The organism is Hydrocarboniphaga effusa AP103 (assembly GCF_000271305.1).
GTDB classification, from domain to species: Bacteria; Pseudomonadota; Gammaproteobacteria; order Nevskiales; family Nevskiaceae; genus Hydrocarboniphaga; species Hydrocarboniphaga effusa.
This window is the reverse complement of sequence record NZ_AKGD01000001.1, coordinates 400,817-414,380: the sequence shown is the minus strand read 5'-3', so window position 1 is coordinate 414,380 and position 13,564 is coordinate 400,817. Positions and strand designations below refer to the sequence as shown.

The following is a 13,564-nucleotide window of genomic DNA, read 5'->3' as shown; positions in this document are numbered from 1 at the left end:
ATTCCAGAGAAGATCGCAGGCCCTGAACGCGCTGCGATTCTGCTGATGTCGCTCGGCGAAGCCGAAGCCGCGCAAGTGCTCAAGCACATGGGCGCCAAGGACGTGCAGCGCGTCGGACAGGCGATGGCTTCGCTGTCGAACGTCACGCGCGACCGCGTCGAGAACGTGGTCACGCGCTTCGTCACCGAGCTCGATTCGCAGACCTCGCTCGGCGTCGGTGCCGATGACTACGTGCGCCGCGTGCTCGTCGGCGCGCTCGGAGAGGACAAGGCCAGCAGCCTGATCGATCGCATCCTGCTCGGCCGCAACAGCAAGGGCCTCGAAGCGCTCAAGTGGATGGAGACGCGCGCGGTGGCCGATGTGGTGCGCAACGAGCATCCGCAGATCGTCGCGATCGTGCTCGCCTACCTTGATTCCGACCAGGCCGCCGAAGTGCTCGCGCTGCTGCCCGAGCGCATGCAGAGCGACGTGCTCATGCGCATCGCGCGGCTCGATGGCATTCAGCCTGCCGCGCTGCGCGAACTCGACGAAATCATGGAAAAGCAGTTCTCGGGAGGCAACAACCTCAAGTCGTCGAGCGTCGGCGGCGTGAAGGTGGCGGCGAACATCCTGAACCTCATGGACTCGACCACCGAAGGCGCGATCATTTCGCGCATCGGCGAATCGGACAGCGATCTGTCACAGCGCATCCAGGACCTCATGTTCGTGTTCGACGATCTGGGCGACGTCGATGATCGCGGCGTTCAATCGCTGCTGCGCGAAGTCGGCGGCGATCTGCTGTGCACCGCGCTCAAGGGTGCGGATAGCCGGGTCAAGGACAAGTTCCTCAAGAACATGTCCAAGCGCGCGGCCGACATGCTCGTCGAGGACATGGCGGCGCGTGGTCCGGTCCGGCTTGTCGATGTGGAGGCAGCGCAGAAGGAAATTCTCGGCATCGCGCGGCGCCTGTCGGAAGCGGGTGAACTCGCGATGGGAGGGAAGGGCGATGATTTTGTTTGAGGGTGCCGCTGAATCCATGAATTTTTGTGCAGCCATGCTGGTCCCCTCTCCCACTTGTGGGAGAGGGTGGCGCGGAGCGCCGGGAGAGGGGTTGCCCGCAAAGTGCACCGATCTTTTCCGGCGGACCCTCTCTCCCCTCGCTATCGCGAGGGACTCTCTCCCGCGAGCGGCAGAGAGGAACGGTGCGGTGCAAGAGGTTTCGAAATGACCCTGCGCATCGAAGACCCCGCCCAGCTCCGCCGCTGGGAAATGCCGCTGCTGACGCGCTCGGAAGAAATCGTCGAGCCGGTCATCGCGATGCCGACGGCCGAGGAGCTCGAAGCGATCGAGCGCGCCGCGCACGAAGAAGGCTTTCAGCGAGGCCATGCCGAAGGCCTGCAGGCCGGACGTGCGAGCGGCATCGCGGCGGTGCACGAGGAGGCACAACGCCTGCGCGACCTGATCGACCATCTGTCGCGCCCGCTCGCCGATCTCGATGCCGAAGTCGAACGCACGCTGGTGGCGCTGACGATCGAAGTGGCGCGCCGTCTAGTCGACGAGCAGCTGCAACTCGACCCGACGCTGACTGCGAACACCGTGCATCAGGCCATCGCCTCGCTCGCGCAGCCTCCACGCGAAGCGCGCGTGCACCTGCATCCGGCCGATGCGGCTTTGCTCGCGGAGCACTTGCCGGCGCCGGCGGACGTTTCGGTCTGGCGAGTGGTGCCGGACAAGCAATTGCAGCGTGGCGATTGCCGCCTGCTGACCGACAGCGCGCAGGTCGATGCGCTGCTCGATACGCGCCAGTCGGGCGTGGCGCGCGCCCTGCTCGGTGATGGCGAATGAACACGCCGGGCTTCGCTGCGAATACGTTCAGATCCTCGCGAGACCGTCATCTGCTTTCGGCCTTGCGCAGCGCGCGGGCACGCGTGGGCGAGGCGCAGACCGTGGTCATCGAAGGCCAGCTCAAGCGCGTCACGGGGCTGACACTCGAGGCCGTCGGTTGCCAGGCGCGGCTCGGTTCGCGCGTCAACGTGCTGAACGCGGATGGCGGCGCGGTCGAAGCCGAAGTCGTCGGCTTCTCGGGCGAGCGCACCTACCTGATGCCGATCGGCGATCTGCGCGGCGTGCAGGCGAATGCGCGCGTGGTGCCGCAGGCCAAGGCACCGACGGTGCCGGTCGGTCCGGGTCTGCTCGGGCGCGTGCTCGATGGTGAAGGCCGTCCGCTCGATGATCTCGGCCGCTTGAATTGCGAGCGCGCGAGCGTCTCGTCGGCGCCGATCAACCCGCTCGCGCGCGAGCCGATCGCCGAGCCGCTCGACACCGGTGTGCGTGCGATCAACTCGCTGCTCACGGTCGGTCGCGGCCAGCGTCTCGGTCTGTTCGCGGGCACCGGCGTCGGCAAGTCGACCTTGCTCGGCATGATGACGCGCTTCACCAATGCGGACGTCATCGTCGTCGGCCTGGTCGGCGAGCGTGGCCGCGAAGTACGCGACTTCATCGATCACAGTCTCGGCGAAGAGGGGCGCAAGCGCGCCATCGTCGTCGCCACGCCGGCCGATCGCTCGCCGATGCAGCGCCTGCGCGGCGCCTGGCTCGCCACCTCGATCGCCGAAAGCTTTCGCGACCGCGGACAGAACGTTCTGCTGCTGATGGATTCGCTCACGCGCGTCGCGCAGGCGCAGCGCGAGATCGGTCTGGCGATCGGCGAGCCGCCGACCACGCGCGGCTATCCGCCGAGCGTATTCGCGCTGATTCCACGCATCGTCGAGCGCGCCGGCAACGGCGTGCAGGGCGGCGGTTCGATCACCGCCATCTACACGGTGCTGACCGAAGGCGACGACCCGAACGATCCGATCGCGGACACCGCGCGCGGTGTGCTCGACGGTCACATCCTGCTGTCGCGCCAGATCGCCGAGTCCGGCATCTTTCCGGCGATCGACGTCGAAGCTTCGATCTCGCGCGTGATGCATTCGATCGTTCCGACCGAGCATCAGCAGCTCGCGCGCCGCTTCCGCGCGCTGGTGTCGACGTATCAGCGCAACCGCGATCTCATCGCGATCGGCGCGTATCAGCGCGGCGCGGATCCGCGCGTCGACGAAGCGCTCGCGCTGTGGCCGAAGATCGAAGCCTTCCTGCGCCAGGACGTCAGCGAAGGCTCGAACTTCGAAGCGAGCCATGGCGCGCTCGCCGCTCTGTTCAATCACTGAAGAGGTCCCGCATGCTCAGCGCCAAGCGCCTGCAACCGATCCAGCAACTCAGCGAACAGCGTGAAGACGCGGCTGCCGAGGCCTTGGCCGAAGCGCGGCGACAGCTCGCCCAACGCGAAAGCCAGCTGCGCGAACTCGAGAATTATCGCGAACCGACCGGCAGCCTCACGAGCGTCGAATTGCTGCTCAATCGCGAGGCCTTCCGGCTCAAGCTCAACGAGGCGATCGCGCAGCAGCGCCGGGCGATCGAGCAATCCAGACGCGTCGTCGAACAGCAGCGCCAGCGCTGGCTCGCGAGCCATCGCCAGACCCAGGTCTACGATCATCTGGCCGAGCGGTCGCGCGAGCACGAACGCCAGCGCAACGAGCAGCGCGCGCAGCGCGATCTCGATGAGCTCGCCTTGCGCAGCGCGGCCCCGGGCTCGCCGACGTGAACGTCTGCGCCGCGCCTGTCGCCGGCCAGGCCGCTACGCAAGCGCCATCGAACAAGACGTCCGGCTCGAGCGCGGCCGGCGATAATTTCGGCGTGCAGCTGATGCAGCTCCTGCTCGCCGGCGATACGCCGCTTGTCGGTCCTGAGCCGGGCCATCCCCCCGAGCTTGCCGCGAAGGCCGACGACGCCGAATCGACCGATGACGAGCCCACCACTTCGCTGCCGCCGGGCCTGTCGCTGCTGATCCAGCAGATGAGCCATGCCGTCGATGAGCCGGCGGATGCGAGCGCGACCGTGTCGGGTTCCACGAGCGTGACCGATAGCGGCGCGACCGGCGTGCTCGTCGATTTGCTCGAACAGATCGCCGCCGGTTCGAGCGCGAGCGACGACGTGGCGACCGACGCGACCACGGCCGACGCGATGAACCTGCTGGCGCAAGCGCCGCCGCCGCCGACATCGGCATCGGCTGCGACTCCGGCAGCCGGTCCCGACGCCGCTCCGGCGATGTCGGCCCCGCTGGATGCGACCCGCTCCGAACGCCTCGCCGAGGCGCTCGACGAGCAGATCACCTGGCTCGCCGACGCGGCGCGCAAGGACGGTCCGCAGCGCGCGACGATTTCGCTGCATCCGGCCGAGTGGGGCAGCCTGCAGATTCGCGTCGATCTCGGCCACGATGGGCGGACGACCGTGAAGTTCGATTGCGAGACGCCGCAGGCTCGGCAGGCGATCGAATCGTCGCTGGGCCAGCTGCGCGAGCTGCTGTCGACGACCGTGGTGACCGGCGCCGCTCCACGCTTCGAACTCAGCGGAGGTTTCGGCCACTCGCAGTCCGGCAGCTGGAGACCGGGACCGCAGGCGGCCGGTGTGCCCGAGGAAGGCGAGCCTGTCGAACGGCTGTCGATCACGCGTCGTCCGCTCGGGCTGCTCGATCAGTTCGCCTGAGCGCCTCGCCTCGCGGCGCTTCGAGCGATGGCTTACGCGCGGCGCTGACTCCCCCTCGAGGGCCTGCGCGGCTTTCCGCGTCGCCGCTTTGACATGTTCGAGTGGTGACGCATTTCCGGCGCCCGATTTTCGCTGCGGCGCCGTCAAATTGCCGGCTGAATCGTCGAGCGTCGGCGGGCACAGCGCTTGCCTCGGTGGCTCGTCTCATCACTCGCCCCGAGGACTCGCGCATGGCTAGCGCCGCAACAACTCCCGCCGCATCCGCACCGCCTGCGAAGAAAGGCGGCCTGCTGCCGATGCTGCTGTGCGCCGTGGTCGCCGCAGGCGGCGCGGGCGGCGGCGTCTGGTTCATGACGCAGTCCAAGGCCAAGCCGGCCGCGCATGCCGAAGAAGGCGACGGCGAGAAGGCCGCTGCCGAAGAACAGGAATCCTCCGGTCATGGCGATGAGCACGGCAAGACCGGCTCGGCCGAAGGCGCCGCTCAATACCTGCCGCTGACGCCCGCGATCGTCGTCAACCTCAATGACGACGTGACGATGCGCTATCTGCAGGTCGACATCGAGCTGATGGCGCGCAGCAATGCGGCGATCGACGCCGCGACGCTGCACATGCCGCGCATCCGCAACACGCTGATGCTGCTGTTCACGCAGCAGCAGTTCGAAGACATCGTCACGCGCGAAGGCAAGGAGAAGCTGCAGAAAGACGCGCTCGCCGCGGTGCAGGCCGTGCTCAAGGAAGAAACCGGCAAGCCGCGCATCGATGCCCTCTACTTCACCAACTTCGTGATGCAGTGACGCCATGAGCTCCCGCGAACTTCTCTCGCAGGACGAGATCGACGCGCTGCTGCACGGCGTCGATTCCGGTGCGGTCGATACCACGCCGGCGCCGGCCGCGCCCGGTGAGGCACGCAGCTACGATTTCACGACGCAGGATCGCATCGTGCGCGGGCGCCTGCCGACGCTCGAAATGATCAACGAGCGCTTCGCGCGCCTGTTCCGCATTTCGCTGTTCAACCTGCTGCGCCGCACGCCCGAGTTGACCGTGGTCGGCCTGGAGATGGCGAAGTTCGCCGAATACACGCACAGCCTCTACGTGCCGACCAGCCTCAACGTGGTGCGCGTGAAGCCGCTGCGCGGCACCGCATTGTTCATCTTCGAGCCCAAGCTGGTTTTCACCGTGGTCGACAACTTCTTCGGCGGCGACGGACGCAGCGCGATCAAGATCGAAGGCCGCGAATTCACGCCGAGCGAAAACCGCGTGATCCAGATGCTGTTGCGCCAGGTCTTCACCGATCTGCGCGAAGCCTGGGCACCGGTGCTCGACCTCGATTTCGAGTTTCTGCAATCCGAAGTCAATCCGCATTTCGCCAACATCGTGAGCCCATCGGACATCGTCGTGGTCTCACGCTTCAAGATCGATCTCGAAGGGGGCTCGGGCCATCTGCACGTGACGATTCCGTATTCGATGATCGAGCCGATCCGCGATCAGCTCGATGCCGGTCTGCAGTCCGATCGCGCCGAGCGCGACGAGCGCTGGACGCAGGCGCTCGAGGCGCAGATCAAGGACACCGAAGTCGGCATCGAAAGCCAGCTCGCGAGTGCGACGATCAGCCTGCGCCAACTGATCAATCTGAAAGCCGGCGACGTGTTGCCGATCCAGATGCCGAAGACCGTCGACCTCTACGTCGAAGACATGCCGGTGTTTCGCGGCGAGTTTGGCATCTCCAGGGGCCGCAACGCCGTTCGCATCACCGACATCATCCGTCGCCCCGCACCGCATACCCCGACACCCGTTCCGACCCCTCTGCCGACCACAGGAAACCGCCCGTGAACTCCGTCTTGAACTCATCCAGTGGCTCGGGTGCGAGCGCCGCGCAGGACTTGCCCCGCGCCAGCTTTCAGAACCTGCATTCCGATGACATGGCCGCGTCGAGCGAACAGAACCTCGACGTCATTCTCGACGTCTCGGTGACGCTGTCGATGGAAGTCGGGCGAGCCCGTGTGCCGATCCGCAATCTGCTGCAGCTCAATCCAGGCTCGGTCGTCGAACTCGAACGCACGGCCGGCGAGCCGCTCGACATCTACGTCAACGGCACGCTGATCGCGCATGGCGAAGTTGTCGTCATCAACGATCGTTTCGGCGTGCGGCTCACCGACGTGGTGAGCCCGACCGAACGCATCCGCAAGCTGCGCTGAGCGAGCGAGCAGCGTGGCGATCGGCGGAATGCTGCAGTCGATGCTCGGCCTGCTCGTGGTGGTCGGCGCGATCTTCGCGTTGGCCTGGGGCCTGCGGCGCGTGCAGGGCTTGCGGCCGAAGTCGGCCGCCGGACTGCAGGTGCATGCGGGGCTGTCGGTCGGTGCGCGCGAGCGCGTGCTGTGGATCGAGGCGGGCGGCAAGCATTTGCTGATCGGTGTCGCACAGGGGCGCGTCAATGCGCTGCATGTGTTCGACGAGGCGCCGGTGATGGAGCCGGCTGCGACGCAACAGAGCATGCAGGCGCCGAATTTCGCGGAGCTGCTCAAGAAGGCTTTGGGCAGGGAAGGATCATGAGCGGTAATTCGTATCAGCTTGTCCTCTCTCCCGCGTGCGGGAGAGAGTCCCTCGCGCTAGCGAGGGGAGAGAGGGCCGACCCGAAAAGCGGTGCTCGCTCTCCAGGCTTTCCCCCTCCCCCTGCCGGGAGCCGGAATCGAACCGGCACGCCTTGCGGCGCGGGATTTTGAGTCCCGTGCGTCTACCTATTCCGCCATCCCGGCAGGTCCACCGCTGACCGGGGGCAGCAGAACCAAGGGGGCGTCACCCGTAACCATCTCGGACCTCGGTATCACCTCGTCGCCAACAGCGCATGCGATGCGGGGAAGATGGCTTTGGAGGGCCGGGATTTGTTCTCCAAGTTCCTCTAGTATATGAGCCACGCGCGATGGGGCATCGATTGGTAGTTCTAACGCCTCACGCCCTGCTGCTTCTTGAAGCACCCCATAGAACTCGATCCGCATGCGGGAGAGGGGACAGCAAGCCGCAGCCGCGATCTGTTTTTTCTTTGCCGTTTGCCTTACCGGGTTCCCTTGTGGCGCACCGAGCAGCGCAGCGCGCGCAGGGGACGGCGGACAGGGATGTCCGCCGTGCTTCGTCGCGACAGGATGTCGCGTCGAAGCGTTGCCCCGAGCACGTGAGCAGCGCAGGGAACTCTCGCGTAGCGAGAGGGCGTCACCAGGGTGTGCTTTCTCTTGGTTACTTCTCTTTGCACAAGCAAAGAGAAGTAACGCCCGACCGGCGAGGTCAAAACTCCCAGCGTCGAGCGGACTCATCGCGAAGCCGCAACGCCCCGCAGCAGTGGCAAGAGCCACTATTCAACCACCCAACCGATGCATCGTAATCGGTCGCTCGACATACCCGCGCGGTGCCGCGAATCCAGACTCCTTCTTCCACACCGTCGTCCGAATGCGCTCCGCGATCGCCGCATCGTCCGCGCCTTCGCCCAGCAGCTCGCGCAAGCTCGTGCCCTGGCTCGAGAACAGGCAGGGAAACAATTCACCGGTCGCGGTGAGTCGCACGCGATCGCAACTGCCGCAGAACGGATTGGACACCGTGGTGATGATGCCGAGCCGATGCTGCCCGCCGATCACGTATTCGGTCGCCGGATCGCTGCCGCGCGCGAGCTTCTCCACGCGCCCGAAGCGCGCGCCGATGCGGGCCAGGATTTCGTCCTCGGTGACGACGCGGTCGCGGCTCCATTGCTGCGCGTTGTCGAGCGGCATGAACTCGATGAAGCGCAGTTCGAGCGCCTGTTCGAACGCCCATGCGGCGAGCGCTTCGATCTCGCCGTCGTTGTAGCCGCGAATGACCACCGCATTGAGCTTGAACGGAATGCCGGCCGCTCGCGTCGCCGCGATGCCGTCGAGCACCGGCTGCAGCGGGCCGCGCGTGAGTTTTTCGAACAGGGCCGGATCGCGCGCGTCGATGCTGATGTTCAGATCGTCGAGCCCGGCTTCGCGCAGCGGCTGGGCGAGCTCGGCGAGGCGCGTGGCATTGCTCGTCATCGAGATGCGCTTCAGGCCGCTGTCGCGCAGGGCCTGGAGCTCGCCGACCAGTGTGTCGACGCCGCGGCGCAAGGTCGGTTCGCCGCCGGTCAGGCGGATGTTGGTGATGCCGAGCGTCTGCACGAACAGGCGCGACATCTGCGCGAGCTCCTCGATCGTCAGCAGCTCCTTGCGCGGCAGCCACTGCGGATGCTCGGGCATGCAGTAGGCGCAGCGCAGGTTGCAGCGATCGGTCAGCGAGAGCCGCAGCTTGCGCTTGCGCCGGCCGTGCTGGTCGACCAGTTGTCGAAGCTCGCGAAAGCCGTCAGCCATGAGCCGGACTCCCGCAGGCCAGGGTTTGCGCGTAGCGATTCAGGGCGAGCGGATCGTTGACGTTGGCGAGCACGCCATCGCTGCGCAGGCGGACCGTGCGATGGCGGGACTGCCAGTCCTTCACCGAATGCCGCTCGCTGCTCAGCAGAAACTGTTCGAGATCGGGCGCCAGCGCGCAGCGCGTGAGGCTCACGGTCGGATGCACGCCGTCGTCGTCTTCGAGCACGACGATGTCGGCCTGCGTGGCCTGCTGTCGCGCGAACAGTCGCTCGGGCAGCGATTCGGGCAGGGCCAGCGCGTCGCAGGGCAGGCTCAGCAGCCAGTCCGTGGCCGCGGTTTCGAGCAGGCGCAGCAGGCCGGCGAGCGGGCCGGCGCCCAGGCGATCGCGGAGCACCGGAACGCCGAGGCTCCCGTAGCGATCGAGATGGCGGTTCGCGGAGATGCGCAGCTCGCTCGCGAGTGGGCGCAGATGATCGAGCGTGATCTCGATGAACGGCCGGCCGGCGTGTTCGAGCCAGCCCTTGTCCAGCCCGCCGAAGCGACGTCCTTCGCCACCGGCGAGGACGCCTCCGCTGAAGTTGGGCAGCTTGGCTGGACTCATGGCCCCATTCTAATGAAATCGGATCGGGCCGAACCGGCTCCAAAAGGCCGATTCGGCTTCCGAGCCGTTCAGCTTGCGGTACTGGCAGCCTTCGCGCCTGCCTGGGTCTTCGACAGGATCTTCTTGAGCTCGGGCACGCAGGAGCCGCAATTGGTGCCGCATTTGAGCAGCTCGCCGAGCTTGACCACGCTGTCGGCCTGGCCCGATTCGATCGCCGCGACGATGCGCTTCTGGCCAACGCCGAAGCAGGAGCAGATCGTCGCGCCCTCGTCGGGTCCGGCGGCCAGCGGCTCGCCCGCGAGCAGGCCGATGCGCGCTTCGTCGTCGAGCTGCCCGGCCGCGAACAGGCTCGCAAGCCAGTTGCGCGAGGGCAGGTCGGGCCGAGGCGCGACGAACAGCACGGCCTCGATGCGGCCGTCGACCACGTGGGCGGCGCGATAGAGGCCGCCGGCGCCGTCGATGTATTCGAGCCAGTCCGCGTCGGCCGAGGCGCCGAGCAGCACGCGGCCGAACTCCGGCCAGGGCAGGCTCGTCGCATCGCCCGCGAGCTCGTAGCGCGTGAAGCTCGCCCCGGTCACGCGCGTCCACCAGGCCAGGTGGCGGATCGCGAGCGGCTTGCGGCTCAGGATGAAGCCGTGCCAGGCCGGCACGAAAGCCTCGACCTTGGCCGGCGTGTGCTTGAACTCGGGCTCGCCCGAAACCGGATCGACGACCGGGTTCACGAGCGCGCCGACGCGCGCGTCGGAGGCGAACTGCGCGTTCCAGTGGATCGGCACGAACAGGCTGCCGCGCGCGTGCTCGTCGGCGACCACGGCACGGCCGACCAGGCTGCCCCAGCGCGTCGACACGCGGGCCAGCGAGCCGTGCGCGATGCCGGCGGCTTCGGCGTCGGCCGGATTCAGTTCGACGAAGGGCTCCGGAATGTGCGACGACAGCGTCGCCGACAGGCCGGTGCGCGTCATCGTGTGCCAGTGGTCGCGCACGCGGCCGGTGTTGAGCACCAGCGGGTAGTCGGCATCGACGGCGTTGGCCGGCGCGCGCGCGGGCGTGGGGACGAAGCGGGCGAGGCCGTCGGCGTGATAGAAGCGGCCGTCGGCGAATGCCTGCAGATGCCGCGCATCGGCCGCCGTGCGCGGTACCGGCCAGCGCAGCGGAGCGAGCGCGTCGTAGGCATGCGCGTCGAGTCCGGCGAGGCCGCCGATGTCGAAGTAGCGCGCACCCTCGTTCTCAAAGGCCGACAGGCGCGCGTGCTCGTCGAAGATCTCGTGCACGGCCCGGTACGGGAACTGCGCCGCATGGCCCCAGCGCCGCGCGACTTCGCTGAGCATCCACCAGTCCGGCCGTGCCTCGCCGAGCGGCGGCACGAAGGCGCGCTGGCGCGAGATGCAGCGCTCGGAATTGGTGACGGTGCCGTCCTTCTCGCCCCAGCCCTGCGCGGGCAGCAGCAGGTGCGCGTAGGCCGTGGTGTCGGTCTCGGCCATCACGTCGGAGACGATCACGAGCTCGCATTGGTCGAGCGCGCGCCTGACCTGGTCGGCGTCGGGCAGGCTCACGACCGGATTGGTCGCCATGATCCAGACGGCCTTGATCTCGCCGCTCTCGATCGCCTTGAACAGGTCGACCGCCTTCAGGCCCGTGCGGCTCGCGATCGCCGGGCTTTGCCAGAAGCGCTGCACGAGTTCGCGGTGCTCTTCGCGCTCGAGGTCCATGTGCGAGGCGAGCATGTTGGCGAGCCCGCCGACTTCGCGCCCCCCCATCGCATTGGGCTGGCCGGTCAGCGAAAACGGCCCGGCGCCGGGCTTGCCGATGCGGCCCGTGAGCAGGTGGCAGTTGATGATGCTGTTGACCTTGTCGGTGCCGGCCGAGGACTGGTTCACGCCCATCGAGAAACAGGTGATGACGCGCTCGGTGGCGGCGAACAGCGCGTAGAAGCGTTCGAGCGCCTCGACCTCGAGGCCGCAATCGGCGGCGATGTCGGCGAGCGAAGCGTCGCGATCGGCCGCGGCGAGGGTTTCGTCGAGGCCCAGCGTGCTGCGCTCGACGAAGGCCGCGTCGGTGAGTCCGAGTCGGTGCAGATGCGCGAGCAGCCCGTTGAACAGGCGCACGTCGCTGCCGGCGCGCAGGCCCAGGTGCAGGTCGGCCATTTCGGTGCTCGCGGTCTTGCGCGGATCGAGCACCACGATCTTCATCTGCGGCCGCGCCTCGCGTGCGCGCAGCATGCGCTGGAACAGGATCGGATGGCACCAGGCCGTATTCGAGCCGACCAGCACGACCAGATCGCAGCGATCGAGATCCTCGTAGGCCACCGGCACGATGTCCTCGCCGAAAGCGCGCTTGTGCCCGGCGACCGCCGAGGACATGCAGAGCCGCGAGTTGGTGTCGATGTTGGCGGTGCCGACGAAGCCTTTCACGAGCTTGTTGGCGACGTAGTAGTCCTCGGTCAGCAGCTGGCCCGAGACGTACCAGGCCACCGATTCGGGGCCGTGCGTGTCGATGATGCGCCGCAGTTCGCCGGCCGCGTGGTCGAGCGCCGCATCCCAGCTCAGGCGCTGCAAGGGCTGGCCGGGCGACTGCTTGTCGCGCAGCTGCGGATGCAGCAGGCGGCCCTGCGGAACCACCGTGTCGCCGAGCGCGGAACCCTTCACGCACAGACGCCCGGCGTTGGTCGGATGCTGCGGGTCGCCCGCCACGCGCACGAGCTTGCCGGACGGCGTCGCCTCGACGCCGCAGCCGGTGCCGCAGTACGGGCACGTGGTCTTGATCGGCGTTGAAGCCGGCATGGACAGGTTGCCGTCGGCCATGGTCACGCTGCCAGCGGCGCGATGGCCGCCTCGCAGTAGCGTTGCCCGAACAGCAGCTTGGGTCGCATCGGGGCGATGTCGACCGCGTTCTTCATGAGGTCGAGATACCACGGGCCGTCCTTGACGTCGCCGTAGAGCACGGCGCCGACGATGGTGTTGCCCTTGACGACGATGCGCTTGTAGACGCCGCGCCGCGGATCGCGCAGCACGAGGTCCTCGGTCTCGGCGTCGCCGATGAAATCGCCGGCCGAGAACAGATCGATGCCGGTGACCTTGAGTTTGGTCGAAACGGTCGAACCCGGATAGCGCTTGTGGCCGAGCCCGGCCAGATGCGCGGCGCAGACGCGCGCCTGTTCCCACAGCGGGGCGACGAGCCCGTAGACCGCCTTGCGATGCTCCACGCATTCGCCGACCGCGTAGATGCGCGGATCGGACAGCGTCTGCAAGGTGTCGTCGACCACGATCGCGCGCTCGCAATGCAGGCCGCAGGATCTGGCCAGATCGATGTTCGGGCGAATGCCGGCCGCCATCACGACGAGATCGGTCTCGACTTCGCGGCCGTCCTTGAAGCGGATGCCGGTGACGCGGTCCTTGCCGAGAATTTCGGTGGTGCCGGCCTGCATGAGGAACTTCAGGCCGCGTGCTTCGAGCGCGGCCTGCAACAACGCCGCCGCCGGCTTGTCGAGCTGGCGTTCCATGAGGCTGTCCATCACGTGCACGACGGTCACCTCCATGCCGTTGCGCGCGAGCCCGTTGGCGCATTCCAGGCCGAGCAGGCCGCCGCCGATGACCACCGCGCGCCGGTGCGTGCGCGAGGTCTCGAGCATCGCCTCGACATCGTGGATGTCGCGAAACGCGACCACGCCGGGCAGCTGATGGCCCGGCACCGGAATCACGAATGGCTTGGAGCCCGTGGCGATCAGCAGGCGATCGTACGGAACATCGACGCCCTTCTTCGAGGTGACGATGCGGCGCAGGCGATCGATCTTCACGACCGGATCGCCCGCATGGAGCTGGATGCCGCGGTCGGTGTACCAGGCGCGATCGTTGAGCATGATGTCGCCGATGGTCTTCTCACCGGCGAGCACGGGCGACAGCAGGATGCGGTTGTAGTTGCCGTGAGGCTCGGCCCCGAAGACCGTGATGCTGTACTGCTCCGGGTCGAACTTCAGCAGCTCCTCCACCGTCCGCATGCCCGCCATGCCGTTGCCGATCACGACCAGGTGCAGCTTGGGTCGGATATCGTTCAC

The 13,564-nt window shown here is 67.3% G+C and carries 14 protein-coding genes and 1 tRNA gene; 9 read left to right on the top strand and 6 right to left on the bottom strand.

Translation table 11 applies throughout. The features are described 5' to 3' along the window. The first annotated feature begins 12 nt into the window (after window positions 1–12). From fliG to fliO, 9 genes are all read left to right on the top strand, one after another. Entirely contained in the window at window positions 13–999 is a 987-nt protein-coding gene (gene fliG / locus WQQ_RS01850; protein ID WP_040453454.1) for a flagellar motor switch protein FliG, read from the top strand. Window positions 1,000–1,203: 204 nt separating this feature from the next. Next, window positions 1,204–1,824 carry a FliH/SctL family protein gene (locus WQQ_RS01845; protein WP_007183341.1) on the top strand — a complete coding sequence of 207 codons (621 nt, stop codon included), beginning with the start codon at window positions 1,204–1,206 and terminating at the stop codon, window positions 1,822–1,824. Next, window positions 1,821–3,188 carry a flagellar protein export ATPase FliI gene (gene fliI, locus WQQ_RS01840; RefSeq protein ID WP_007183340.1) on the top strand — a complete coding sequence of 456 codons (1,368 nt, stop codon included), beginning with the start codon at window positions 1,821–1,823 and terminating at the stop codon, window positions 3,186–3,188. Before WQQ_RS01845 ends, fliI begins: the two co-directional genes overlap by 4 nt. Window positions 3,189–3,199: 11 nt before the next feature. After that, window positions 3,200–3,622, top strand: coding sequence for a flagellar export protein FliJ (fliJ, locus tag WQQ_RS01835; RefSeq protein ID WP_007183339.1), 423 nt, complete (start codon window positions 3,200–3,202; stop codon window positions 3,620–3,622). Beyond that, entirely contained in the window at window positions 3,619–4,563 is a 945-nt protein-coding gene (locus WQQ_RS01830) for a flagellar hook-length control protein FliK (RefSeq protein WP_007183338.1), read from the top strand. The genes fliJ and WQQ_RS01830 overlap by 4 nt, the downstream gene beginning before the upstream one ends. A gap of 230 nt (window positions 4,564–4,793) precedes the next feature. Next, entirely contained in the window at window positions 4,794–5,357 is a 564-nt protein-coding gene (locus WQQ_RS01825) for a flagellar basal body-associated FliL family protein (RefSeq protein ID WP_007183337.1), read from the top strand. A 4-nt stretch (window positions 5,358–5,361) separates the two neighbouring features. Beyond that, complete coding sequence (fliM, locus tag WQQ_RS01820) at window positions 5,362–6,393, top strand: flagellar motor switch protein FliM (RefSeq protein WP_007183336.1); 1,032 nt, start codon at window positions 5,362–5,364, stop codon at window positions 6,391–6,393. A gap of 89 nt (window positions 6,394–6,482) precedes the next feature. Then, entirely contained in the window at window positions 6,483–6,758 is a 276-nt protein-coding gene (gene fliN / locus WQQ_RS01815; protein WP_083844380.1) for a flagellar motor switch protein FliN, read from the top strand. A gap of 13 nt (window positions 6,759–6,771) precedes the next feature. After that, window positions 6,772–7,113, top strand: a complete 342-nt coding sequence (fliO, locus tag WQQ_RS01810) for a flagellar biosynthetic protein FliO (RefSeq protein ID WP_007183334.1) — start codon at window positions 6,772–6,774, stop codon at window positions 7,111–7,113. Window positions 7,114–7,234: 121 nt separating this feature from the next. On the opposite strand, the gene WQQ_RS01805 is transcribed toward fliO, so the two are convergent. The 6 genes from WQQ_RS01805 to WQQ_RS01785 all read right to left on the bottom strand — a co-directional run bounded on the left by WQQ_RS01805 (window position 7,235) and on the right by WQQ_RS01785 (window position 13,564). Then, a tRNA-Leu gene (locus WQQ_RS01805) sits at window positions 7,235–7,316 on the bottom strand. Beyond that, a complete protein-coding gene (locus WQQ_RS25165; protein ID WP_083844379.1) occupies window positions 7,299–7,556 on the bottom strand; it encodes a MoaD/ThiS family protein in 258 nt (85 codons plus the stop codon). Before WQQ_RS25165 ends, WQQ_RS01805 begins: the two co-directional genes overlap by 18 nt. A 354-nt stretch (window positions 7,557–7,910) precedes the next feature. Further along, window positions 7,911–8,912 (bottom strand): GTP 3',8-cyclase MoaA, encoded by a 1,002-nt coding sequence (moaA, locus tag WQQ_RS01800; protein ID WP_007183333.1) that lies wholly within the window; start codon window positions 8,910–8,912, stop codon window positions 7,911–7,913. Beyond that, a complete protein-coding gene (locus WQQ_RS01795) occupies window positions 8,905–9,513 on the bottom strand; it encodes an NTP transferase domain-containing protein (RefSeq protein ID WP_007183332.1) in 609 nt (202 codons plus the stop codon). The genes moaA and WQQ_RS01795 overlap by 8 nt, the downstream gene beginning before the upstream one ends. 68 nt (window positions 9,514–9,581) lie before the next feature. Beyond that, complete coding sequence (locus tag WQQ_RS01790) at window positions 9,582–12,314, bottom strand: nitrate reductase (RefSeq protein ID WP_007183331.1); 2,733 nt, start codon at window positions 12,312–12,314, stop codon at window positions 9,582–9,584. Between the two features lie 2 nt (window positions 12,315–12,316). Then, a complete protein-coding gene (locus WQQ_RS01785) occupies window positions 12,317–13,564 on the bottom strand; it encodes an NAD(P)/FAD-dependent oxidoreductase (RefSeq protein ID WP_007183330.1) in 1,248 nt (415 codons plus the stop codon).